22 protein-coding genes are annotated in these 24,654 nt (G+C 62.3%); 20 read left to right on the forward strand and 2 right to left on the reverse strand.

The annotated features are described in order from the left end of the window. Window positions 1-72 precede the first annotated feature (72 nt). From IGS60_RS18195 to IGS60_RS18245, 11 genes are all read left to right on the forward strand, one after another. Window positions 73-2,550 (forward strand): FimV/HubP family polar landmark protein, encoded by a 2,478-nt coding sequence (locus IGS60_RS18195; RefSeq protein ID WP_368858620.1) that lies wholly within the window; start codon window positions 73-75, stop codon window positions 2,548-2,550. Window positions 2,551-2,931: 381 nt separating this feature from the next. Further along, window positions 2,932-3,735: a tRNA pseudouridine(38-40) synthase TruA gene (truA, locus tag IGS60_RS18200; protein WP_230505752.1), complete on the forward strand. Its 804-nt coding sequence runs from the start codon at window positions 2,932-2,934 to the stop codon at window positions 3,733-3,735. A 22-nt stretch (window positions 3,736-3,757) separates the two neighbouring features. Further along, window positions 3,758-4,441, forward strand: a complete 684-nt coding sequence (locus IGS60_RS18205) for a phosphoribosylanthranilate isomerase (protein WP_230505753.1) — start codon at window positions 3,758-3,760, stop codon at window positions 4,439-4,441. After that, window positions 4,434-5,684, forward strand: a complete 1,251-nt coding sequence (gene trpB / locus IGS60_RS18210; RefSeq protein ID WP_230505754.1) for a tryptophan synthase subunit beta — start codon at window positions 4,434-4,436, stop codon at window positions 5,682-5,684. Before IGS60_RS18205 ends, trpB begins: the two co-directional genes overlap by 8 nt. 99 nt (window positions 5,685-5,783) lie before the next feature. Continuing rightward, complete coding sequence (gene trpA, locus IGS60_RS18215) at window positions 5,784-6,581, forward strand: tryptophan synthase subunit alpha (protein ID WP_070311155.1); 798 nt, start codon at window positions 5,784-5,786, stop codon at window positions 6,579-6,581. Window positions 6,582-6,778: 197 nt separating this feature from the next. Beyond that, window positions 6,779-7,651: an acetyl-CoA carboxylase, carboxyltransferase subunit beta gene (gene accD / locus IGS60_RS18220; protein ID WP_010400390.1), complete on the forward strand. Its 873-nt coding sequence runs from the start codon at window positions 6,779-6,781 to the stop codon at window positions 7,649-7,651. A 108-nt stretch (window positions 7,652-7,759) separates the two neighbouring features. Next, window positions 7,760-9,058, forward strand: a complete 1,299-nt coding sequence (gene folC, locus IGS60_RS18225) for a bifunctional tetrahydrofolate synthase/dihydrofolate synthase (RefSeq protein ID WP_230505755.1) — start codon at window positions 7,760-7,762, stop codon at window positions 9,056-9,058. 24 nt (window positions 9,059-9,082) lie between these two features. Beyond that, on the forward strand, window positions 9,083-10,069 hold the full coding sequence (locus tag IGS60_RS18230; RefSeq protein ID WP_070221138.1) for an SPOR domain-containing protein: 987 nt from the start codon (window positions 9,083-9,085) through the stop codon (window positions 10,067-10,069). Window positions 10,070-10,089: 20 nt separating this feature from the next. Then, complete coding sequence (locus tag IGS60_RS18235; RefSeq protein WP_070221159.1) at window positions 10,090-10,578, forward strand: CvpA family protein; 489 nt, start codon at window positions 10,090-10,092, stop codon at window positions 10,576-10,578. Window positions 10,579-10,616: 38 nt separating this feature from the next. Further along, window positions 10,617-12,140 carry an amidophosphoribosyltransferase gene (gene purF, locus IGS60_RS18240; RefSeq protein ID WP_034750508.1) on the forward strand — a complete coding sequence of 508 codons (1,524 nt, stop codon included), beginning with the start codon at window positions 10,617-10,619 and terminating at the stop codon, window positions 12,138-12,140. A gap of 43 nt (window positions 12,141-12,183) precedes the next feature. Continuing rightward, window positions 12,184-13,425 (forward strand): cystathionine gamma-synthase family protein, encoded by a 1,242-nt coding sequence (locus IGS60_RS18245; RefSeq protein ID WP_230505756.1) that lies wholly within the window; start codon window positions 12,184-12,186, stop codon window positions 13,423-13,425. 236 nt (window positions 13,426-13,661) lie between these two features. On the opposite strand, the gene lexA is transcribed toward IGS60_RS18245, so the two are convergent. Beyond that, a complete protein-coding gene (gene lexA / locus IGS60_RS18250; RefSeq protein ID WP_034750502.1) occupies window positions 13,662-14,297 on the reverse strand; it encodes a transcriptional repressor LexA in 636 nt (211 codons plus the stop codon). Window positions 14,298-14,572: 275 nt separating this feature from the next. On the opposite strand from lexA, the gene rpsF reads away from it, so the two are divergent. From rpsF to IGS60_RS18285, 7 genes are all read left to right on the forward strand, one after another. Continuing rightward, window positions 14,573-14,962, forward strand: a complete 390-nt coding sequence (rpsF, locus tag IGS60_RS18255) for a 30S ribosomal protein S6 (protein WP_034750499.1) — start codon at window positions 14,573-14,575, stop codon at window positions 14,960-14,962. 20 nt (window positions 14,963-14,982) lie between these two features. Beyond that, window positions 14,983-15,282 carry a primosomal replication protein N gene (gene priB / locus IGS60_RS18260; protein ID WP_034783455.1) on the forward strand — a complete coding sequence of 100 codons (300 nt, stop codon included), beginning with the start codon at window positions 14,983-14,985 and terminating at the stop codon, window positions 15,280-15,282. A 25-nt stretch (window positions 15,283-15,307) separates the two neighbouring features. Next, window positions 15,308-15,598 (forward strand): 30S ribosomal protein S18, encoded by a 291-nt coding sequence (gene rpsR / locus IGS60_RS18265; RefSeq protein WP_010400024.1) that lies wholly within the window; start codon window positions 15,308-15,310, stop codon window positions 15,596-15,598. A 27-nt stretch (window positions 15,599-15,625) separates the two neighbouring features. After that, complete coding sequence (gene rplI, locus IGS60_RS18270) at window positions 15,626-16,081, forward strand: 50S ribosomal protein L9 (RefSeq protein WP_034783456.1); 456 nt, start codon at window positions 15,626-15,628, stop codon at window positions 16,079-16,081. Window positions 16,082-16,216: 135 nt separating this feature from the next. After that, window positions 16,217-17,602: a replicative DNA helicase gene (locus IGS60_RS18275; RefSeq protein WP_034750488.1), complete on the forward strand. Its 1,386-nt coding sequence runs from the start codon at window positions 16,217-16,219 to the stop codon at window positions 17,600-17,602. Window positions 17,603-17,695: 93 nt separating this feature from the next. Next, the gene (locus IGS60_RS18280; RefSeq protein ID WP_010400015.1) at window positions 17,696-18,322 is read left to right on the forward strand and encodes a DUF47 domain-containing protein; all 627 of its coding nucleotides are present in this window, start codon (window positions 17,696-17,698) and stop codon (window positions 18,320-18,322) included. A 39-nt stretch (window positions 18,323-18,361) separates the two neighbouring features. Beyond that, window positions 18,362-19,375, forward strand: coding sequence for an inorganic phosphate transporter (locus IGS60_RS18285; RefSeq protein WP_070221141.1), 1,014 nt, complete (start codon window positions 18,362-18,364; stop codon window positions 19,373-19,375). A 169-nt stretch (window positions 19,376-19,544) separates the two neighbouring features. On the opposite strand, the gene IGS60_RS18290 is transcribed toward IGS60_RS18285, so the two are convergent. After that, window positions 19,545-20,441: an MBL fold metallo-hydrolase gene (locus IGS60_RS18290; RefSeq protein WP_070290539.1), complete on the reverse strand. Its 897-nt coding sequence runs from the start codon at window positions 20,439-20,441 to the stop codon at window positions 19,545-19,547. Between the two features lie 198 nt (window positions 20,442-20,639). Between IGS60_RS18290 and IGS60_RS18295 the strand changes: the two genes are divergently transcribed. Both IGS60_RS18295 and IGS60_RS18300 read left to right on the forward strand, forming a co-directional pair. Further along, window positions 20,640-22,262 carry an HD family phosphohydrolase gene (locus IGS60_RS18295; RefSeq protein ID WP_070221163.1) on the forward strand — a complete coding sequence of 541 codons (1,623 nt, stop codon included), beginning with the start codon at window positions 20,640-20,642 and terminating at the stop codon, window positions 22,260-22,262. Next, on the forward strand, window positions 22,259-24,514 hold the full coding sequence (locus IGS60_RS18300) for a CHASE2 domain-containing protein (RefSeq protein ID WP_230505757.1): 2,256 nt from the start codon (window positions 22,259-22,261) through the stop codon (window positions 24,512-24,514). Before IGS60_RS18295 ends, IGS60_RS18300 begins: the two co-directional genes overlap by 4 nt. Window positions 24,515-24,654 lie beyond the last annotated feature (140 nt).

Genomic DNA, 24,654 nt, shown 5'->3' on the forward strand with positions numbered 1-24,654 from the left:
ATGCCTGTACACACTCGTCCCCGGGTCGCCTCCCTTGCCATTAAAACACTCAGCAGCGCTGTCGCCTGTGCGGTGTTATTGTCACCGGCGGCATCCGCAGCCGAGCTGGGCAAGATCACGGTGCTGTCCGCCGCCGGCCAGCCGCTGCGCGCCGAGGTCGAATTATTGGCCATCAAGCCAGGCGAGGCAGCCAGCCTGCTGGCCAAGCTGGCGCCGCCGGAGGCCTATCGCCAGGCCAACGTGGAATTCAATCCCGCATTGAACGCCTTGACGTTTGCCGTGGAAAACCGCAATGGCAAGCCCTTCATCCGCATCAGCTCGGCGCAACCGGTGGCCGAGCCCATGGTGGATCTCTTGCTGGAACTGAGCGGCAAGAGCGGTCGCCAGGTGCGCGAATATGCGTTCGTGCTCGACACGCCGGAAGCGCGCCAGACGCGCGGCGCGCAAGTGACGGCGCCGGCCGAACCGGGCAAAGGCAAGGCGGCGGCCGATGCTGCGCCAGCTGCGGCGAAAAAGCCGGCCGGGGAATACAAGGTCAAGACGGGCGACACCCTGAGCCGCATCGCCAGCGAACTGAAGCCTTCGGGCGTGTCGCTCGACATGATGCTCGTCGCCCTGTACCGCGCCAATCCCGACGCCTTCAAGGGCGAGAACATGAACCGCATGCAGGCCGGGCGCATCCTGGCCGTGCCTGGCGCGGACGCCGTGCGCGCTACCGGTGCGGCTGAAGCGAAGGGCATCGTGACGGCGCACGCCATCGATTTCGAGGCCTACCGCAACAAGCTGGCAGGTCAGGTGTCGCAAAGCAAGCCGGCCAAGGCCGCGCAAGCGACGCAAAGCACGGCCGGCAAGATCGGTGCGACCAAGGTGCAGGAAAAGCCGACGGCCGTGAGCGAGTCGCAAGACAAGCTGAAACTGTCGAAGGCGGAGCCGGCGGCCAAGTCGGCCGGCAAGAGCGCCGTCGCCAGCGAGGAAGACAAGATCGCCAAGGCGAAACAGGTCGATGAAGCCGCTGCACGCGTCAAGGAGCTGGAAAAGAACGTCAGCGACCTGGAAAAGTTGATGGCGGTCAAGAGCAAGGCCATGGCCGACAAGAGCGCCCCCGCACCCGCCAAACCGGCCGAGGCCGCTGCCAGCGCACCCGCCAGCGCGCCGGCCGAGGCGCAGCCGCCCGCACCTCAGCCTGCCGCACCGAAGGTCAAACCGGTGCCGCTGGTGAAAAAACCATCGCCGCTGGAGCCGACGATTACCGACAAGATCAATGACCACCTGGGCGCCATCGGCATCGGCATCGCCGCGCTGCTGGCGGCCGTGGCCGCACTGGTGGTCGCGCGGCGCCGCAAGGAGACGCCGCAGCCAGCCCAGGGCGATATCGCCCCCGTGGTCGAGCCGGAACCGGAAGCGCCCGTGACGCCGCCGTCCGGCCTGGCGCCGGAAGACCAGCAGTCCGAAGCGAGCAATCACCTGTTCGGTACGGGCGCGGCCGCTGCCGGCGTGGCCGCCGCGGCGGGCGCCAGCATGCTCGATGCGAATGAAACGGACCCCGTCGCCGAAGCGGACGTGTATATCGCTTACGGCCGCGATGGTCAGGCGGAAGACATCCTCAAGGAAGCCTTGCGCATCCACCCGGAACGCCATGCGGCCCGCCTGAAGCTGCTGGAAATCTATTCGGCCCGCAACGACGTGCGCGCGTTTGAAGACCAGGCCAGCGAGCTCTACAGTCTGACGCGTGGCCAGGGCGAGGAGTGGCCGCAGGCGGCCGCGCTGGGACTGGCGCTCGATCCCACCAATCCCCTGTATGGCGATACGGAAGACGACGCCGTGGTCAGCCTGAGCAAGGCAGCCGGCGACGACGTGCATGGCCAGAGCATGGACTTGCCCGACGAGCCGCCCGCGCCGCTGGCCGACCTGGCGCCGGCCGAGCCGGTCTCCTCCGTGACGGCCCGCGATGCGCGCGCCCCCCTCGACTTTGACCTCGACAGCCTCGATTTCGAACCTGTTTCCACCAGCGAGCCGATCGTCATGCCTGGGCCGGACAGCAAGCCGGTCCCTGCCGCGCACGATGCGCAGTATGACGCCAGCATGGATTTCGGCCTGGACCTGGAGCCGCCTGCCGGCCCCGTCAATGGCGTGGGCGCCGGTTTGACGCCATTGCCTGATCCGTTGAAGGATGTCGACCTGGCCCACTTCGACCTCGACGAACCCGTGGCGCCGGCTGCCGCGCCCGTCGCGGCGGCCGAGCCTTCCCTCGACAGCCTGTTCGACGATGCGCAAGCGCCGGCGAGCTTGCCGGAAGCGATACCGCCCGCACAGGAATTCGACCTGTCCGGCATCGACCTGGACCTCAACGATGGCAAGACGGCCAGCGTGGGCGTGGACGACCCGTTGTCGGCCATCCACATGGAAATGGATACCAAGCTGGACCTGGCGATCGCATACCAGGAAATCGGCGACAAGGAAGGCGCGCGCGAGCTGATCGATGAGGTCATCAAGGGCGGCAGCGAAGAGCAGGTCGCCAAGGCGAATACCATGAGAGCTTTGCTGAGCTAAGCACCTGATACGACGTCCATGGCTGCGTTGCACGGTCTCGCCGTACTATTCGTACTGTCTTCGACCGCGCGCCTGGCCCTGAACGCCGTCTCGTTCGCTTTCCAGCACCAGATACGACGTCCATGGCTGCGTTGCACGGTCTCGCCGTACTATTCGTACTGTCTTCGACTATGCGCCTGGCCCTGAACGCCGTCTCGTTCGCTTTCCAGCACCAGATACGACGTCCATGGCTGCGTTGCACGGCCTCGCCGTACTATTCGTACTGTCTTCGACCATGCGCCTGGCCCTGAACGCCGTCTCAGGCGCTGGTGTCGTCGGGAGGCGGGGCCGCCTTTGCGCCGGTATAATGCTTCGATGCAAAATATTACGACAGCAACGCCATTGAAGCGTATCGTCCTCGGCCTGCAGTACGACGGCACGGCCTGGCATGGATACCAGAAACAGGAAGACGGGCAGACGGTGCAGGACCAGCTGGAAAACGCGCTGGAACAGTTTGCCCGCGTGCGCCTGGCCACCACTTGCGCCGGCCGCACGGATACGGGCGTGCATGCGCTTGAGCAAGTCGTTCATTTCGATACGGAACTGAATCGTGACGTGCACTCGTGGGTGCGCGGCGTCAACGCCTTCCTGCCCAAATCGATCGCCGTGCGCTGGGCCAAGGAACTCGACGGCGATCCGACGGTCAATGACTTTTTTCACGCCCGTTTCAGCGCCCGCGCGCGCACCTATCATTATGTGTTGTACAACAACGCTACCCGTTCGCCGCTGGTGGAGGGGCGCGCCGGTTTCTTTTTCCGCCCGCTGGACGTGGAACTGATGCGCCAGGCCGTGCAACCGCTGCTGGGCTGGCACGATTTCACGGCGTTCCGCGCCGCGCAATGCCAGGCCAAGTCGCCCGTCAAGCTGATGCACGACATCCGCATCGAGCGGCGCGGCGATTGCGTCATTTTTACGATTACGGCCAATGCCTTCCTGCACCACATGGTGCGCAACCTGGTCGGTTCGCTCGTCTACATCGGCACGGGGCGCGAAAAGCCCGAGTGGCTCGGGCATTTGCTGGAAAGTAAGGACCGCCACGCGGCGGCGCCCACCTTCATGCCGGACGGCCTGTACCTGGCACAGATCGATTACGATCCGAAATGGGCCTTGCCGCAAGACAGCAGCAGCGCCTTGCCCTGGTTTTGATCTGCATCAATAAAGGATTAACATGCCACGCACACGCATCAAGATCTGCGGCCTGACCCGCGTCGAAGACATCCAGGCTGTCGTGGCGGCGGGCGCCGACGCCATCGGTTTCGTGTTTTATCCGAAAAGCCCCCGTTACGTGACGCCCGGGCAGGCAGCGGACCTGATCGCGGCCATGCCCCCCTACGTGACGACGGTGGGCCTGTTCGTCAATGCCACCGTGGACGAGGTGCGGGCCACCAGGGCCGTGGCGCCTTTATCTCTGCTGCAATTTCATGGCGACGAGACGCCTGAGCACAGCGCGGCGCTCGCCGGTGCCGTGAATACGCCGTTTACGCAAGTGTTCCGCGTCAAACCCGACACCCGCTTTGAAGATTTGCTAGAATACGAACAGCGCTATCGCGCCGCCAGCCCCTTGTTCTCGAGCCTCTTGCTCGATACCTATGTGGATGCCTACGGCGGTGCAGGAAAGGTATTCGATTGGTCCCTCATTCCAGAAGAACTCGCGCCTCGGGTCGTTTTAAGTGGTGGCTTGAGCGTACAAAACGCGACTGACGCAGTGGTGCGCGTGCGCCCTTACGCCGTCGACATCAGCAGTGGTGTCGAAGCGTCCAAGGGCATCAAGGACGCATCCCGAGTCCGCGCGTTCATCGCCGCGGTGGGGGATGCCGATGCCATCATTGCCAGAGGAAACCACCATGAATGACCACACCAACTCGCCCGGCGCAGCCGCCGCATTGTTCCACGCCACCGATTACCCGTTTCCCGACCTGCGCGGCCACTTCGGCCCGTACGGCGGCTCCTTCGTTGCCGAAACGCTCACGCATGCACTGGCCGAACTGAAAGACGCCTATGCGCGCTACAGCGCGGACCCGGAATTCCTCGAAGAATTCCGCTACGAGCTGAAACACTTCGTCGGCCGTCCCTCGCCCATCTACCACGCCAAGCGCTGGTCCGAGATGGCGGGGGGCGCGCAAATCTATTTCAAGCGCGAAGACTTGAACCACACGGGCGCGCACAAGATCAACAACGTGATCGGCCAGGCCCTGCTGGCCAAGCGCATGGGCAAGCCGCGCATCATCGCCGAGACGGGCGCGGGCCAGCATGGTGTGGCCACGGCCACCATCTGCGCGCGCTTCGGCCTCGAATGCGTGGTCTACATGGGCAGCGAAGACGTCAAGCGCCAGGCGCAGAACGTGTACCGCATGAAATTGCTGGGCGCGACCGTTGTGCCCGTCGAATCGGGTTCGAAGACACTCAAGGATGCGCTGAACGAAGCCATGCGCGATTGGGTCACCAACATCGAGAATACCTTTTATATCATCGGTACCGTGGCCGGCCCCCATCCTTACCCGATGATGGTGCGCGACTTCCAGTCCGTGATCGGCGAGGAATGTCTGGTGCAGATGCCGGAAATGACGGGCCGCCAGCCCGACTATGTGGTCGCCTGCATCGGCGGCGGCTCGAATGCCATGGGCATCTTTTACCCGTATATCGACCAGAAGGATGTAAAACTGATCGGCGTGGAAGCGGCTGGTGAGGGATTGGACACAGGCAAGCATTCGGCTTCGCTGACGGCCGGCTTCCCGGGCGTGTTGCATGGCAACCGTACCTATCTGCTGCAGGATGACAACGGCCAGATCATCGAGACGCATTCCGTCTCGGCCGGCCTCGACTATCCGGGCGTGGGGCCGGAACACGCGTGGCTGAAAGATTCGGGCCGCGCGCAATACGTGTCGATCACGGACGACGAGGCGCTGCAGGCTTTCCACGACTGTTGCCATATCGAAGGCATCATCCCGGCCCTGGAGTCGTCGCACGCGCTGGCCTACGCGGCCAAGCTGGCGGCCACCTTGCCGAAAGACCAGATCGTGCTGGCCAACCTGTCGGGCCGTGGCGACAAGGACATGCATACCGTGGCGGAACGCATGGGACTCAATTTCTCCTGAGACCCCAATAACGGCTGGGGTCGGACCCTCAGGGTCCGACCCCGGTCTTTGCTCCTGGGTTGAAATTACTTCCTCTATCCATCACCACGAAAGCTCACCATGTCCCGTATCGCCACTACCTTCGCCCAATTAAAATCCAACAACAAGACCGCCCTGGTCACCTTCATCACCGCCGGCGACCCTGGCCCTGACGCCACCGTGCCGCTGATGCACGCGCTCGTCGAGGGCGGCGCCGACATCCTGGAGCTGGGCGTGCCGTTTTCCGACCCCATGGCCGAAGGCCCCGTCATCCAGCGCGCCTGCGAACGGGCCTTGAAATTCAATGTCGGCATCCACGACGTGTTCGGCTACGTGCGCCAGTTCCGTGAAACGAACCAGACGACGCCCGTGGTGCTGATGGGGTACGCCAATCCCATCGAGCGCATCGGCAGCGCCGCCTTCATTGCAGCAGCGCAAGCAGCCGGCGCCGATGGCGCCATCGTCGTCGACTATCCGCCGGAAGAGTGCGAGGAGTTCGGCGCCGCCATGCGCGCAGCGGGCCTCGACCTGATTTTCCTGCTGGCGCCCACTTCGACCGAAGAGCGCATCGCGCAAGTGGCCAAGGTTGGCGGCGGTTTCAGCTATTACGTGTCGCTCAAGGGCGTCACGGGTGCCGGCAACATTGATACGGAACAGGTGGCGGAACGCCTCGCGGCCATCCGCCAGCATGTAAAATTACCCATCGGCGTGGGCTTCGGCATCCGCGATGGCGCCACGGCCAAGGCCGTGGCCAAGGTGGCCGACGCCGTCGTGATCGGCAGCCGCATCATCCAGGAGATTGAAAATGCCCCGGAAGGGGGCGCCGTCGACGCCGTGCGCAGCTTTACGGCAGGCATCCGCGCCGCACTGGACGCCTGAGCAAGCTTGCCGTTTACGCAAGATGCGTTGGCGGCAAAGTTCGACAGCCCGGCGATAAACGGCTACACTTCGGCCACTGATTTGCCTGTTATTGTGCAATAGATAAAATTTTTGGTGGCGCCCCGCGGGGCGTCACCGTTGACCGTCTGCCGGGGGCGTCCACCGACGCTACCCCTACAAGGGCCCAAGGAGAAAATATGAGTTGGTTGGAAAAACTGCTGCCACCGCGCATCCAGCGTTCTGATGCGGCCGCGCGCAAGACCATGCCGGAAGGCCTGTGGGTCAAGTGCCCGTCGTGCGAAGCCGTGCTGTACCGTACGGACCTGGAATCGAATTTGCACGTGTGCCCGAAATGCGACCACCACATGCGCATCCGTGCGCGTGAACGCCTCGACAGCCTGCTCGACGCGGGCGGCCGCTATGAAATCGGCCAGGAAATCCTGCCCGTCGATACCCTGAAGTTCAAAGACAGCAAGAAATACCCGGACCGCCTGAAGTCCGCCATGGAAGCGACGGGCGAGACGGATGCGATGGTCGTCATGGGCGGCGCCATCATGAGCCTGCCAGTAGTCGTGGCGTGCTTCGAATTCGAATTCATGGGCGGCTCCATGGGCTCGGTCGTGGGCGAGCGCTTCGTGCGCGGCGCGCAGATCGCGCTGGAACAGAAAGTGCCGTTCATTTGCATCACCGCCACCGGTGGCGCGCGCATGCAGGAAGGCTTGCTGTCGCTGATGCAGATGGCGAAAACCACGGCCATGCTGACCAAGCTGTCGGAAAAGAAATTGCCATTCATCAGCGTGCTGACCGACCCGACCATGGGCGGCGTGTCCGCCTCGTTCGCTTTCATGGGCGACGTGGTCATTGCCGAACCGAAAGCGCTGATCGGCTTTGCCGGCCCGCGCGTGATTGAAAACACCGTGCGCGAAAAACTGCCGGAAGGCTTCCAGCGCGCCGAGTTCCTCGTCACCAAGGGCGCCGTCGACATGATCGTCGACCGCCGCAAGATGCGCGAAGAAATCGCCCGTCTGCTGGCCTTGTTGCAAAACCAGGCTGTTGAAGTGCTGGCTTAATTTACCGCTGGCGTCGGGTTACGGCCTTTGGCCTAACCCGACCTGCATCGTCCTGCCTCGTTATATCTCTTCTGCGCCTTGCGCATCGCATCCTTCAAGAAGTCTCCCATGCAAAACCTCCCTACGTCATTGCCGGACTGGCTCGCCATGCTGGAAACCCGCCATTCGGAAACCCAGATCAACATGGGCCTGGACCGCGTGCAAGCCGTCAAGGCGCGCATGCAGCTCGCTTTTACTTGCCCCGTGATCATGGTGGCGGGCACGAATGGCAAGGGCTCCACCTGCGCCATGCTGGAATCCGTGTTGTTGCGTGCCGGCTACAAAGTGGGCTTGTACATCAAGCCGCATTTCCTCGATTTTAACGAGCGCGCGCGCGTGCTGGGCGAGATGGCCAGCGACGAGCAGCTCGTCGCCAGCTTCCAGGCCGTCGAAGCCGTGCGCGGCGATACGCCGCTCACCTATTTCGAATTCACCACCTTGGCGATTTTGCATCTGCTGTCGCAAGCCAAGCTGGACGTGGCCATCCTGGAAGTGGGCCTGGGCGGGCGCCTGGATGCCGTCAACGTGATCGACGCGGACGTGGCCATCGTCACCAGCGTCGATATCGACCACACGGATTACCTGGGCGACACGCGCGAAGCGATCGGCTTTGAAAAGGCGGGCATCTTCCGTCCGGGCAAGGCGGCCATCTGCAGCGATCCCGTGCCGCCGCAATCGTTGATCGACCATGCCGAGGCCATCGGCGCCGACCTGTGGCTGATGGGCCGCGATTTCAACTATTCGGGCGACAAGCAGCAGTGGAACTACGGCGGGCGCGAGCAGCGCCGCAATTCGCTGGCCTACCCGAGCTTGCGCGGCGCCAACCAGATCCTCAATGCGACGGCCGTGCTGGCCGCGCTGGAAGTGCTGAAGCTGAAACTGCCCGTGGGCGCGCAGGAAGTGCGCACTGGCCTCGTGACGGTGGAACTGCCGGGCCGCTTCCAGGTCTTGCCTGGTCGCCCCAGCGTGATCCTCGACGTGGCGCACAACCCCCACGCTGCGTCGGCGCTGAACCAGAACCTCGGTAATATGGGTTTCCACCCGTACACCTATGCCGTATTCGGTTCCATGCACGACAAGGATATCGATGGCGTGCTGGCCGCGATGAGCGAGCACGTCGACCACTGGTGCCTGACGGGCCTGCCTTCGCCGCGCGCGGCCACGGCTTCCGAGCTGGCCGCCAAGGTGCAGATCATGCTCGATGATAAGCCCGACAGCAGCGAACATACTGTGTCTATTTTCGATGATCCGGCACAAGCTTTTGCAAATGCAATGAGCCGGGCCGGTGAGAATGATAGAATTGTGGTCTTTGGTTCTTTCCTCACCGTTGCAGGCGTGATGAAGGCCCGAAAATCCTCACTTCACTGAAACGCACTCGACTGAAAATCACGCATGGGCTTGTTCTCGAAACTGTTTAAAAACAAGCAAGAATCCTCTGGCGAAGACAGCGGCTTTTATGTCCCTGGCGAAGCACAGTCGCCGACCCGCAAGCGCGCCGCCAACACCTCGGGTGGCGGCGGATCGCGCCGTGGCGGCAAGGAAGCACCGGATCCGGTCTTGCCTGAAAAAAAGCGCGCACGCCGCCGCCTGGTCGGGGCCGTCGCCCTGGCCCTGGGCGTCGCCGTCGGCTTGCCGATGCTGCTCGATTCGGAGCCGAAAGCACCGTTCAACGATATCGCCATCGACATTCCGTCGAAGGAAAAGGCGGCGCCTGCACCGGCGCCTGTGCCGGCCGTGCCGGTCCAGGCCGCATCGAATGGCCTGGACCAGTCCGAGGAAATCGTCGACGCGCCGCTGCCGCCTGCGGCCAAGCCCACGCCGGCCCCCGTGCTGGCCGCCGCCCAGCCTGTACCGGTCAAGCCGGCCTATGTGGAGCCGAAACCCGAACCCAAGCCCGAACCGAAGCCTGTCAAGGTGGAGCCGAAGCCGGAACCGAAGCCCGAGCCGAAGCATGAAGCCAAGCCGGAGCCGAAACACGAGCCCAAGCCTGAACCGAAGCATGAAGTAAAGCCCGAAGCCAAGCCTGAGGCCAAGCCTGCCAAGCCGGCGCAATCGGCCGACGATGCCGCGCGCGCGCTGGCCATCCTGGAAGGCAAGCCGCAAGACAAGCCGCAAGAAAAAGCGCAAGACAAGGCCCACGACGCCGGCAGCGGCAAGTTCGTGGTGCAGGTGGCGGCGCTGGCGACGCAGGACAAGGTCGATGAATTGCAGGACAAGCTGCGCGAAGCGGGCATCAAGTCGTACACGCAGAAAGTCTCCAGTCCGGCGGGCGAGCGCATCCGCGTGCGCGTGGGACCGTTCGGCAGCCGCGAAGACGCGGAAAAGACGCGCGCCAAGTTGCAAAAGCTGGGCCTGGGCGGCTCGCTGGTGCCGGCGTGATGTTGCAAGGCTGAATGCGCGTGACGATCTTCGATTACCTGGTGCTGTTCGTGCTGGTGACTTCCGTGCTGATCAGCATGATGCGCGGCCTGGTCAAGGAAATACTGTCCCTGGTCAGCTGGATCGTGGCGTTCGTCATTGCCAATGCCTATGGCGCCACCCTGGCGAAATTTCTGCCGGAAGCCGTGCCAGGCGAAGCGATCCGTTTATTGCTGGCTTTCGTGGTGCTGTTCATCGGCGTGCGCATTTTGATGGGATTGCTGTCCATGACGGTTGACGCGCTCGTCAAGGTGACAGGCCTGAGTCTGGCCGACCGCACCCTGGGCAGCCTGTTCGGCGTGGCGCGGGGCCTTGTGATCGTGCTGACCGCCGTCATCTTGTGTGGCATGACTTCCATACCGCAGCAGCCATTCTGGAAAAACGCGCTGCTCAGCCCGCTCGCGGAACAGGGCGCGCGCGCCATCAAGCCTTATCTGCCTGCCGCTTACGCGCAGCATGTGAAATTTTGAATTTTTTTAAAATCAGTAGCACAGTTTAGGAGCACACCATGTGTGGCATCGTCGGCGTCGTTTCCCATCAACCTGTCAATCAATTGCTCTATGATGCATTGTTGCTCCTGCAACATCGCGGTCAGGACGCGGCAGGGATTGCGACCAATCACAGCAGTATGTTTTCCATGCACAAGGCCAACGGCCTCGTGCGAGACGTCTTCCGCACGCGCAACATGCGTTCGCTGCAAGGCACGACGGGCATCGGCCATTGCCGCTACCCGACGGCCGGTTCGTCGAGCGAAGAGGAGGCACAGCCGTTCTATGTGAATGCGCCGTTCGGCATCACCCTGGCGCACAATGGCAACCTGACCAACTGGGAACAGTTGAAGCTGGAAATGTTCAAGAACGACCGCCGCCACATCAATACCGATTCCGATTCGGAAGTGCTGCTCAACGTGCTGGCGCATGAAATCCAGGAAGCGACGACGGGCCTGAACCTGGACCCGGAAGCCATCTTCAAGGCCGTGACCGTGCTGAACCGTCGCGTCAAGGGCGGCTATGCCGCCGTCGCGCAAATCGCCGGCGTGGGCTTGCTGGCCTTCCGCGACCCGCACGGTATCCGCCCGCTGTGCCTTGGCATCAATGAAACGGAGCAGGGTCCCGAATACCTGATCGCTTCCGAATCCGTGGCCCTGGAAGGCATGGGCTTCCGCTTCGTGCGCGACATCGGCCCCGGCGAAGCCGTCTTCATCGATGCCGACAAGAAATTGCACAGCGCCCAGTGCGCCGACAATGCCAGCCTGAACCCCTGCGTGTTCGAATTCGTCTACCTGGCCCGTCCCGACTCCGTCATCGACGGCGCCTCCGTGTACGCCACGCGCCTGAAAATGGGCGAATACCTGGCCGAGAAGATCCGCGCCGAATTGCCAGGCGTGCATATCGACGTGGTCATGCCGATTCCCGATTCCTCGCGTCCGGCCGCCATCCAGCTGGCCATGGCGCTGAACATCGAATACCGCGAAGGCTTCATCAAGAACCGCTACATCGGCCGCACTTTTATCATGCCGGGCCAGGCGGCGCGCAAGAAATCCGTGCGCCAGAAGCTCAACGCGATCCCGTCCGAATTCAAGGATAAAGTGGTCTTGCTCGTCGACGATTCCATCGTGCGCGGCACCACCAGCCGTGAAATCGTGCAGATGGCGCGTGAAGCGGGCGCGACGAAAGTCATCTTCGCCTCGGCCGCGCCGCCGGTCATCTATCCGAACGTGTACGGTATCGACATGCCGACGCGCGACGAGCTGATCGCCTATGGCCGCACGACGGAAGAAGTGTGCCGCGAAATCACGGCCGACTACCTGGTCTATCAGGATATCGGCGCGCTCAAGCAGGCGATCGCCGACGTCAACCCGGCCCTGACCAACTTCGAGGCCTCGTGCTTCGACGGCGTCTACGTGACGGGCGACGTGTCGCAGGAATACCTGGACCGTCTGGAATATGCGCGCCACCATCCGAAGGCGGCAGCGCCCGAAGATACGCCGCGTTCCCAGCTGAACCTGAACCTGGCAACGACAGAAGCGTAATTATCTTGCCCGGCTAGCGCCGGGCTTTTTTTGCTCCGCGATCATGAACGATAAAAAAAACTACGGCTTTACCACCACCATCCTGCATAACGACCGCCGCAAGGGCATCGAGCATGGTTCGCTGCACAAGCCCGTGCACACTTCCGTCGCGTTTGGTTATGCCGATGCGCGCCAGCTCGCTTCCGTATTCCAGGGCAAGGAACCCGGTTTCCGCTATGGCCGCCAGGGCAACCCCACCGTGTCCGCGCTGGAAGACAAGGTCAACAAGATGGAAGACGGCGTCGCGACCTTGTGCTTCGCCACCGGCATGGGCGCCATCGGCGCCGTGGTGCAGTCGCTGCTGCGCGCGGGCGACCATGTCGTCTCGTCGGCCTTTTTGTTCGGCAATACCAACAGCCTGTGGCAAACGGTGACGGGGCAGGGCATCGCCGTGTCCTTCGTCGACGCCACCGAGGTGGCCAACGTGGCGGCCGCCATCACGCCTGCCACGCGCATCGTGTTCGTGGAAACCATCGCCAATCCGCGCACGCAGATCGCCGACCTGAAAAAAATCGGTGACCTGTGCCGCGAAAAGGGCATCTTGTACATCGTCGACAACACGATGACGACGCCGTATTTGTTCCGCCCGAAAGCCGTGGGCGCGGGCCTCGTGGTCAATGCCTTGACGAAATCCATCGGCGGCCACGGCAATGCGCTGGGCGGCAGCTTGACGGACACGGGCGTGTTCGACTGGACGCAGTATCCGAATATTTTCGAGAACTACAAGAAGGCGGCGCCCGCGCAGTGGGGCATCGCGCAAATCCGCGCCAAGGCCTTGCGCGACTTCGGCGCGTCCCTGGGGCCGGAAGCGGCGCACCATATCGCCGTCGGCGCGGAAACCATGGCCTTGCGCATGGACCGCACCTGCTCGAACGCCCTGGCGCTGGCCACCATGCTGGCCGCCGATCCGAGAGTGGCGGCCGTGCACTACCCGGGCTTGCCGTCGCACCCGCAGCACGCCTTGGCGAGCGACCTGTTCCGCAGCTATGGTTCGCTGTTCAGCTTTGAATTGAAGGATGGCATCGATTGCTTCGATTTCCTCAATCGTTTGAATCTGGCTATTCCCGCGAGCAACCTGGGCGACACGCGCACCCTCGTCATTCCCGTCGCCCACACGATCTTCTATGAGATGGGCGCCGAGCGCCGCGCCAGCATGGGCATCGCCGAATCGCTGATCCGCGTCTCCGTCGGTATCGAGGATGAGGTGGATCTGCTTGAGGATTTCCGCCAAGCACTCGATGTATAAGTCGTCGGACAAATGAAAAGGGCCGCAACAGTCATGCTGTTGCGGCCCTTTGTTCGTGCAGTCGTTTAATGCCAGTTGCGCATCAGTCCCACAGCCAGGCCTTCCAGGGCGAATTCATCTTTCGGCAGCAGTTCGATGACGGAAACTTAGGTGTCAGAACTTAGGTGTCAGGCATGAGAAGGGGCCGCAACTAAAAACTGGGGTCAAACCCGGCGGGTCTGACCCCGGCAGGCAACTTAATGCCAGCTGCGCATGAGTCCGACGGCCAGGCCTTCCAGGGCAAATTCATCTTCCGGCGACACGGTGATGACCTTGAAGTCGGGGTTTTCCGGCAGCAGTTCGATGACGGAACCCGTCTTCTTGTAGCGCTTGACCGTGACTTCGTCGCCGATGCGGGCCACGACGATCTGGCCATTCTTGGCGCTGTCGACCTTTTTGACGGCCAGTAAATCGCCATCCATGATGCCGGCGTCGCGCATGGACCAGCCGCGCACCTTCAGCAGGAAGTCGGGCTTGGCCGAAAACAGGGCGGGGTCCACGTTGTAGCTCGCTTCCAGGTTTTCCTGGGCAAGGATGGGCGAACCGGCGGCCACCCTGCCGATCAGGGGCAGCGACATCAGCAGCGCCGCCGGCACTTTCGATGGCGGCGCTTCAGCTGCCGCGCCGATCAGGCGGATGCCGCGCGAGGTGCCGGGCGAAATCTCGATCGCGCCCTTGCGGGCCAGGGCCTGCAAATGCTCCTCGGCCGCATTGGCCGATTTGAAACCCAGTTCATTGGCAATTTCGGCACGGGTGGGAGGAAAGCCCGTGTTTTCAATCGCGTCCTTGATCAGGTTCAGGATTTGTTCTTGTCGTGCTGTCAGCTTGATCATGAGCGGTGGGTGCATACTAAAATGCTGTCTATATGAACAGTCTGTATTTTTGTACAGTATCGCCCACTATGCAAGGGGATTTCCGTGTTTTCGGCGAATTTCGCAAGAAATACTTGTTCCCGGTCGAAAAGCACGGTGGTCCGCGGGCTTTTCGGGCACTGGCGCAAGCAATGATTGAAACGTTTGCAAAAGGCGGTTATAATCTTCGGCTGACCTTCCCACACCCGTCTTGACGCCGGGGTGGGCGATTATCAATCCGACCTGAAGGAGTTTGCATGCGTCATTATGAAATAGTCTTTATCGTCCATCCGGACCAAAGCGAGCAAGTGCCCGCGATGATCGAACGCTACAAAGCCAGCGTAACCACCCGCGGCGGTTCGGTTCACCGCGTGGAAGATTGGGGCCGCCGTCAAATGGCTTACTCGATCCAAAAGCTGCCTAAAGCACACTACATCTGCCTGAACATCGAATGCGACAACGAGACCCTGGTCGAGTTGGAAACAGCATTCAAATTCAATGATGCCGTGTTGCGTCACCTGACCGTTAAAATGAAGAAAGCTGAAACAGCTCCTTCGCCGATGATGAAATCGGTACAACGCGAAGACGCGGCCAAAAGCCACCGCACCGAAGCACCAGCAGCCGCTCCAGCCGCAGCAGCAGCTTAATTCTTGACCAGGATCGTGCGCTGAACCAGCTACAAGTCACCGCCATCATTGCCGAGCGCGAAATATTGCGCTATACCCCGGCAGGGCTGCCGATTGTGAATGCAGTATTGCAACACAGTTCGCAGCAGATGGAAGCAGGGATTGCCCGTTTGACCGAGTTTGATGTTGCCGCGCTAGCCGCTGGCGAAATTTCAGGCCGGTTCAGCCAGGCAAGCTTGGGCGGGGTGTATCAGTTCACGGGTTTCCTGGCCAGGAAGAGCCGCAACAGCAAGAGTTTGGTGTTTCACATCATTGATTTTAGTGCAGTCAATTCTGACTAGCGCATTTTAGATACAGGAGCCTGACATGGCATTCGGTAAAAAGTTCGACAAAAATAAGCTCAAGCTTAAAGAAAAACGCAAACAGCAAAACCCTTTGTTCAAACGTAAGAAGTTCTGCCGCTTCACGGCAGCTCACGTTGAGCAAGTCGACTACAAAGACGTCGACACGCTGAAAGACTTCGTCCAGGAAAACGGCAAGATCATGCCAGCACGCCTGACCGGTACCAAAGCGCACTACCAGCGCCAAGTCGACACCGCAATCAAGCGCGCTCGCTTCCTCGCGCTGCTGCCATACACCGATCTGCACCACGCTTAATCGGTCAGATATTCCTGGAGAAGAACTATGCAAATCATTCTGTTAGAAAAAGTTGTAAACGTCGGTAACCTCGGCGAAGTCGTCAAAGTCAAAGACGGTTACGCACGTAACTTCCTGATCCCGCAACGCCTGGCACGTCGTGCTACGGCAACCGCTGTGGCTGAATTCGAAGTCAAGCGCGCCGAACTGGAAAAAGCTGCTGCCGCCAAACTGGCCGCATCGCAAGCCCAGGGCGAAAAACTGAGCGGCCTGACCGTTCAAGTTGCTCAAAAAGCTGGCGTCGATGGCCGTCTGTTCGGTTCCGTCACCAACTTCGACATCGCTGAAGCGCTGACCAAGCAAGGTTTTGCTGTTGAAAAAGCACAAATCCGCATGCCTACCGGCCCGCTGAAGATCGTTGGCGAGCACAACGTTTCGGTTGCTCTGCACACCGACGTGGTCGTGGAAGTTGTTATCGCTGTCGTTCCAGACGCGAACGCGTAATCGTCTGCGGGCCTGGCCCGCAAGCGCTGCCGCACTATGAAAAGCCGGGTTCGCCCGGCTTTTTTGTGGCCTTTTTTTCGCTCATTTTCAGCCCTTTATTTTTGCCGGCACGCCGAAGCGGGTATAATTCGCGCCATGAACGCCCCCTCTGATCCGCAACTGGATTCCCTCCGTATTCCGCCGCATTCGATCGAAGCAGAACAATCCGTTATCGGTGGTCTGCTGCGCGACAATGCCGCCTATGACCGCATCGCCGACTTCATGCATGCGGAGGATTTCTATCGCTATGACCATCGCATCATCTTCGAGCAAATCGTCAAGATGGTTAACGCTTCCAAGCCAGCCGATGTCATTACTGTTTTTGAAACCCTGACCCAGCTCGGCAAGGCCGATGACGTGGGCGGACTCGCTTACCTGAACGCCATGGCGCAAAACACGCCATCGGCCGCGAACATCCGGCGCTATGCCGAGATCGTGCGCGACCGCGGCGTGCTGCGCAAGCTCATTACCGTCGCGGACGATATCTCCGGCACGGCCTTCAGCCCGCAAGGCAAGGAAGTCAAGCAGATGCTTGACGAGGCCGAGTCGAAGATTTTCGCCATCGCCGAAGAAGGCGCGCGCGGCGCCCAGGGCTGGACCGCCATCCAGCCCCTGCTGACGCAAGTGGTCGAGCGCATCGACGAACTGTACAGCCGCGACAACCAGAGTGAAATCACGGGCGTGCCCACCGGTTTCATCGACCTCGACCGCATGACCTCGGGTCTGCAACCGGGCGACCTGGTGATCGTGGCGGGCCGTCCGTCGATGGGCAAGACGGCGTTTTCCGTCAACATCGGCGAAAACGTGGCCATCGACAGCGGCTTGCCCGTGGCCGTGTTCTCGATGGAGATGGGCGGCGCCCAGCTGGCCATGCGTATGCTCGGCTCCGTCGGACAGCTGGACCAGCACCGCCTGCGCACGGGCCGCCTGAACGACGAAGACTGGCCGCGCCTGACGAATGCAATCCAGAAGATGAACGACGCGCAGTTGTACATCGATGAAACGCCGGCGCTCAATTCCATCGAATTGCGCGCCCGTTCGCGCCGTTTGTCGCGCCAGTGCGGCAAGCTGGGCCTGATCATCGTCGATTACTTGCAGTTGATGTCGGCCAATACGCCGGGCGACAACCGCGCAACGGAGATTTCCGAGATTTCGCGTGGCTTGAAAGGCCTGGCGAAAGAACTCGGTTGCCCCGTGATCGCGCTGTCACAGTTGAACCGCTCGCTGGAACAACGCCCGAACAAGCGTCCCGTGATGTCCGACTTGCGCGAATCGGGCGCTATTGAGCAGGATGCCGACGTGATCCTGTTCATTTACCGCGACGAGGTGTATAACCCCGACTCGCCGGACAAGGGGACGGCCGAAATCATCATCGGCAAACAACGTAACGGTCCAATCGGCAGCATCCGCCTCACCTTCATGGGGCAGTACACCAAATTTGGCAATTACAGTGGTGGCCTGGCGCTTTACCAAGGCGACTAAGACTCAGCAGCACTGATATTCCATTGGCCGCCCCCTCATACGGGGCGGCTTTCTGTAGTAAATAACACGACTCAATGCTTAACGGAGAATGACATGTTTGGACGCTTGATGCCCACTGAGGGCAAGTTTTTTGAATTGTTTAACCAGCACGCGGAATTGTGCGTCAAGGGCGCGAAAGAGATGCTCGGCCTGATGACCAATTTCGACGACCTGGAAAACCGCGTGCATGCGATCGAAAGCATCGAGAAACAGGCGGACAAAGTCACCTACGCCACCGTGGAAATGCTGCACAAGACCTTCATCACGCCGATCGACCGCGACGACATCCATCAGCTGATCACGCGCCAGGACGACATCCTCGACCTGCTGGAAGACGCAGCGCAGACCGTTTCGCTGTACGACCTGAAAGCCGTCACGCCGGAAGCCAAGCGCCTGGCCGAACTGGTGCTGGCCTGTACCGAGAAAGTGCGCGACGCCGTCGCCATGCTGCACAATATGGACAACTCGCGCAAGATCGTCGCCATCTGCGAAGAAATCGACCGCCTGGAATCGGACGCCGACCACGTGATGCGCGCCGCCATGTCCAAGCTGTTCCGCGACGAGCCGGACGTGCGCAACCTGATCAAGCTGAAAGCGATCTACGAAATTCTGGAAACCGTGACCGACCGTTGCGAAGATGTGTCCAATATTATCGAAGGCATCATCGTCGAAAACGCGTAAGCGTTGGGCCTGTCCTGAACCAGAATCAGAAAAGAAACTATAATGACCATACAAATCAGCATCTACGTGCTAGGCCTGTTGATCGTCCTCGCGCTGCTGTTTGACTTCATGAACGGCTTCCACGATGCCGCCAACGCGATTGCCACGGTGGTCTCGACGGGCGTATTGAAACCGCAGACCGCGGTTGCCATGGCCGCCACGTTCAACTTCGTCGCCATCTTCGTGTTCCACCAGCTGACCGTGGCCGCCACGGTGGGCAAGGGCACCATCGACCCGGCCGTGATCGACCAGTACGTGATCTTCGGCGCGCTGATGGGCGCCATCTTCTGGAATTTGTTTACCTGGTACTACGGCATTCCGTCGTCGTCCTCGCACGCCCTGATCGGCGGCCTGGTGGGCGCCGCCGTCGCCAAGTCCGGCACGGGCGCGCTGGTCGCGGCCGGCCTGTGGAAAACCGTGGCCTTTATCGTCATCGCCCCCGTGCTGGGCTTCGTGTTCGGCTCCATCATGATGCTGATCGTGTCGTGGATTTTTGTCCGTTCGACGCCGCGCAAGGTCGACAAGTGGTTCCGCCGTTTGCAACTGGCATCGGCCGCGGCCTATAGCCTGGGCCACGGCGGCAACGATGCGCAAAAAACCATCGGCATCATCTGGATGCTGCTGATCGCGGCCGGCTACTCGAACGTGAACGACCAGATGCCGCCGATGTGGGTCATCATCTCGTGCTACACGGCCATCAGCTTCGGCACCCTGTTCGGCGGCTGGCGCATCGTCAAGACCATGGGCCAGAAGATCACCAAGTTGAAACCCGTCGGCGGCTTCTGCGCCGAAACGGGCGGCGCCATCACCCTGTTCGTCTCGACGGCGCTGGGCATTCCCGTGTCGACCACGCACACGATCACGGGCGCCATCGTCGGCGTCGGCTCGGCGCAAAAAATGTCGGCCGTGCGCTGGGGCGTGGCGGGCAATATCGTCTGGGCCTGGATCTTCACGATTCCCGCCTCCGCGTTCGTGGCGGCAGTGGCCTGGTGGATTGGCCACCACATCATGTAAGGCACCTCTGCAAACCTACTGCGCAGCCCACTATCGAATCTCCGTTGCTCACTGTACTAAAGTACAGCTCCGCTACTCAATCCGATATCGGGCTTGCTCGCTACGGTTTTCAGAGGGCCTTGGGCCAACTGGGCGCATGTATAAAAAAGGAACCGTAAGGTTCCTTTTTTTATGCGCCGGCCAGTTCCACCGTCAGCCCTTCGCTGGCGAGGAACACCTGCAGGCCGGCCAGGCGGCTCGCATAGCGGCCCATCACGTCGGCAAACACGGCTTCGAGCTGCTCGTCGCTGCGGGTCGGTTCGTGGTGGGTGCAGTACAGGTGCCGCGCGCCGCAGCGCAGGGCCAGGTCGAAGGCGGCGTCGAAGGTGCCGTGGCCCCAGCCCTGCTTGCCCGGGTATTCTTCGCGCGTGTACGAGCAATCCATGATCAGCGCATCGACGCCGGCCACCAGCGCATCGATGCCGGCCTGGCGCTGCGCATTGCGCGCCGCGCAGGCCGCATGCTCGGCGTGGCCGGGCGGATGCAGGTTGTAGAACGGTTCATGGTCGCCGCTGAAAAACAGCGAGGCGCCGCCGCAGTCGATGCGGTAGCCGAGGTTGACCACCGGATGGTTCATTTCCGCGCCGCGCACGCGCGCGCCGCCCACTTCGACGGCTTCGCCGGGCGCCAGGGTGCGGTACTCGATGCAGGCCGCCATGGCCGCTTCGCTGACGGGAAAATAACTGCCCTGCAGCTGCACCGCCATCACGTGCTCGATGCCGCGCCCGCTGTTGCCGTCCAGGGCGCCATGCAGGCGCATGCGGTTGCCGGCCACGAACAGGGGCGAGAACATGGGCAAGCCGTGGATGTGGTCCCAGTGGCTGTGCGTGATGAAGACGTGCGCGTCGACGGGCTGGCCCGGCGGCAGTTGCTGCGCCAGCGCGAAGATGCCGCTGCCGGCATCGAGAATGATCAGGCTGTCGTTGTCCGTGCGCACTTCGATGCACGTGGTGTTGCCGCCATAGCGCGCCGTGCGCGGGCCGGGGGAGGGGATGGAGCCGCGCACGCCCCTGAACGTGAATTTCATTCAGTACCTTGTTACAGTGTAATTATTGTTGATTCTATTCTAATTAATGAGATTGGCGGCAACATTTATGCGTGTTGCGTTACGGAAAGTAATTTCATTTTGTTGTGACTAAGTAATGTACAGTGCGCAGGGTCGCCGTTACACTGGCGCTTGCCGACTTCCCCTTTTTTGCTTGCCCATTACCTGATTGCCACCACTATGCCTCAGCTGCACCCTGAGAAAATCGCCCACAGACTGGAGCAATTGACCGAACTCAGCGTCGCGCTCGGCCACGGCCTGGGCGGTGAGGGGCGCGACATTGGCGCGCTGCTGCAGCGCATCGTGCTGCTGGCGAAAAGCATGAGCGGCGCCGACGGCGCCACCTTGTACCGGCCCGCGCTTGACGGGCGCCAGCTGGCGTTCGACATCAGCGTCAACGACAGCCTGGGCATCGCGCAGGGGGCGGACATGGGTTTGCCGGGCGTACCCCTGTTCGATGGCGCCGGCCAGCCCAACCTGGCGTCGGTGGCCGCGTATGCGGCGAACATGCGCCGCAGCGTGAATATCGCCGACGTCTACCGCGACGAGGTCTTCAATTTTTCCGGCATGCGCGAGTTTGACCGCCACCATGGCTACCACACGCAATCGATCCTGACGGTGCCCATGAGCGATCACGAGGGCGACTTGATCGGCGTGCTGCAGCTGGTCAATGCCAAGGATGGCGAGACGGGCCAGGTGCGCGCCTTTTCCTCCACCGACCAGCGCTTCATCGAGGCGCTGGCCGCGCAGGCGGGCGTGGCGCTGACGAATCAGCTGCTCATCTCTCAGCTGGAAGAGCTGCTCGAGTCGCTCGTTACCCTGATCAATATCGGCATCGATGAAAAGTCGCCGTACACGGGACGGCATTGCCAGTTCGTGCCCGAGCTGACGATGTTGCTGGCCGACGCCGCGCATGCGACGCAAACGGGGCCGCTGGCCGATTTCCGGCTCAGCGACAACGAGCGCAAGCAGCTGTGGCTGGCCGGCCTGCTGCACGATTGCGGCAAGATCACCACGCCCGTGCACGTGGTCGACAAGGCCACCAAGCTGGAAACCATTTTCGACCGCATCGCCCTGATCGACACGCGCTACGAAGTGCTGCTGCGCGACGCGGAGATCGAGGCCCTGCGCCTGCAGGCCGCGCAGCCGCAACAGAAGGACGCCATTGCCCGCGCGCTGGAGCAGGAGCAGGCGGCGCTGCGCGAAGAGCGCGATTTCATCCGCACGGTCAACATCGGCGGCGAGAGTATGGCGCAGGCCGACCAGGAAAGGGTACGGCAGATCGCCCGGCGCCGCTGGCGCGCGGCCGACGGCGAACTGCGCGATTTTCTCGATGCCGACGAGACGGAAAACCTGACCATCCGCGCCGGCACCCTGACGGCGGCCGAGCGGGCCATCGTCAACAACCATATCAGCGTGTCGATCCGCATGCTCGAAGCGCTGCCGTGGCCCAAGCACCTGCAAAAGGTGCCCGAATATGCGGGCGGCCACCATGAGCGCATGGATGGCAAGGGTTATCCGCGCGGGCTGACGAAAGAGCAGATGTCGGTGCCGGCGCGGCTGATGGCGATTGCCGACATTTTCGAGGCGCTGACGGCGCGCGACCGGCCCTACAAAAAGGGCAAGTCGCTGTCCGAATCGCTGCGCATCCTCGGTAATTTCAGCCTGAACGGCCATATCGACCCGGAGCTGTTCGACGTGTTCATCCGCAGCAAGGTCTATCTGACCTTCGCTGAAAAGCACATGCATCCGAGCCAGATCGATGCCGTCGACGAGGCGGCCATTCCGGGCTATACCCCTTGAAGCTGCCGCAGTCCTGGCGCAAGCATGGGGCGCGGTCGCTGCTGGGTGTAGTCCTGACCGTGGCGGCGGCCGTGCTGTGCCTGGCCGGCAACGACACGATCGCGCGGTTGGACGCCATGCTGGGCGACTGGCGCATGCGCTTTGATGCGCCGCAGCTCGACCGCCGCATCGTCATCGTCGACATCGACGAGCAAAGCCTGGCCCGCGTGGGCCGTTTTCCCTGGAGCCGCGACGTGCAGGCGCGCCTGGTGCGCCAGCTCACCGGCCATTACGGGGTGGCCGCGCTGGGCTTCGATATCTCGTTTCCCGAAGCGGACACCAGTTCCGGCTACGCCGTGCTGCAAGGCCTGGCGCGCGGCGAACTGGCCGGCGTGGCCGGCTTGCCGGCGCAGCTGGAAAAGCTGCGCCCGGCCATGGATTACGACGGCCTGTTTGCCGAGGCCATGCGCGGCCAGCCCGTGGTGCTCGGCTACAGCGTCTCGGAGCAGCAAAGGAAGGGCGTGCTGCCCAGGCCCGCCTTTACCGTCGCCGATTTGAACGGGCGCACGGTCACGGCCTACGTGGCGCGCGGCTACGAAGCCAATATCGCACCCCTGCAGGCGGCCGCGCAGGGCGCCGGCATCTTCACGGCGCTGACCGATGCCGACGGCGTCGTGCGTTCCTCGACCCTGTTGCAGCGCATCGGTGACGGCTATTATCCTTCGCTGTCTCTGGCCACCGTCGCCGTCTACCTGCAGGCGCGCGCCATCGCCCCCCGTTTCACGGGCACGGCCGATACCCTGTCGGCGCGCGAACTGGCCAATGGCGGCCTCGAACACATCATGCTGTTCACGCCACGCGGCGCGATGGCGATTCCTGTCGGCGAAGCCTTGACGACCACGGTGCAGTACCGCGGCGCGGGCGGCCCCGATGGCGGCGCCTTCCGCTATGTGTCGGCCGCCGATGTGCTGGCCGGCACGGTGCCGGCCGCGCTGCTGAAGGGCACCATCGTGCTGGTGGGCACCACGGCGCCCGGTTTGAACGATATCCGCGCCACGCCCGTGAATGCCGAATATCCGGGGGTGGAGGTGCACGCCAACCTGATCAAGTCGATGCTCGACGGGCGTTTCAAGGCGCGGCCCGACTACGCGCTGGCGTTGGAACTGGTGCAGATCGTGCTGTTTGGCCTGCTGCTGGCGGGCGCCCTGGCCGTGCTGCCGCCGGCTGGCGTGATGCTGGCCACCGTGGCCGCGCTGGCCGCCGCCATCGGCATCAACCTGTACCTGTACGCCGTGCACGACCTGGTGCTGGGCGGTGCCGTGCTGTTGCTGCTGATCCTTGCGCTATTCATCGCCAACCTGGGGTGGGGTTACTTTTTCGAGGTGCGCAAGGGACGCGCGCTGGTGGCCCGTTTCGGCGAATACGTGGCGCCCGAGCTGGTGGCCGAGATGGCCGACGATCCGCGCCGCTACACGATGGAGGGCGAGAACCGCGAACTGACGGTGCTGTTTGCCGACGTGCGCGGTTTCACGGCCATTTCCGAGCAGCTGGCGCCGGCCGCGCTGCGCGAATACATCAACGCATACCTGACGGCCATGTCGGAAGATATCCGCGACAGCCATGGCGGCACCCTGGACAAATACATCGGCGACGCCGTGATGGCGTTCTGGGGCGCGCCCGTCGCCTTTGGCGATCACGCCAGCCGGGCCGTGGCCAGCGCCCTGCTGATGCAGGCCAGCGCGGCGCGGCTGAACCAGCAATTTTGCGCGCGCGGCTGGCCGGCGCTGCGCATCGGCATCGGCATCAATACGGGGCCCATGCATGTGGGCGACATGGGCTCGCGCATCCGCCGCGCCTATACCGTGATGGGCGACAGCGTCAACCTGGCCGCGCGCCTGGAAGGCGCCAGCAAGCTGTATGGCGTGGGCATCGTGGTGGGCGAGGCCACGCGCGCGGCCGCCCCGGATTTCCTGTACCGCGAGCTCGACCGGATCAGGGTGCTGGGCAAGCAGGAAGCGGTGGCCATCTTCGAGCCGCGCTGCCTGCTGGCCGGCGCCGCAGCGGCCGAACTGGCGCAGCTCGAGCGCTGGCACGCCGTGCTGGCCCGGCTGCGCGCGCGCGACTGGGCGCAGGCAGGTGCGCAGCTGGCCCGCTTGCAGGCGGACTTTCCCGGCGATGGCCTGTACCGGCTGTACGCGGCGCGCCTGGAGCAGTACCGTAACGCGCCACCGCCATGGGACTGGGATGGCGTGACAGCATTGCACAGCAAATAGCCCGCCATTCGCCGGAAAAGGCAAGCGATTGCGGCATTTTTCACCATGGCGTGCGCATTGTTTGTTGCATTGCGATAAAAAACAGGGGGAAATGTTAGAAATTTCTGACTGGAAACTAAAAGCCGTCTAAAATTTGTCTT

Origin of the sequence: Janthinobacterium sp. FW305-128, assembly GCF_020858135.1 — a bacterium.
In the GTDB taxonomy this organism is placed as follows: domain Bacteria; phylum Pseudomonadota; class Gammaproteobacteria; order Burkholderiales; family Burkholderiaceae_D; genus Janthinobacterium.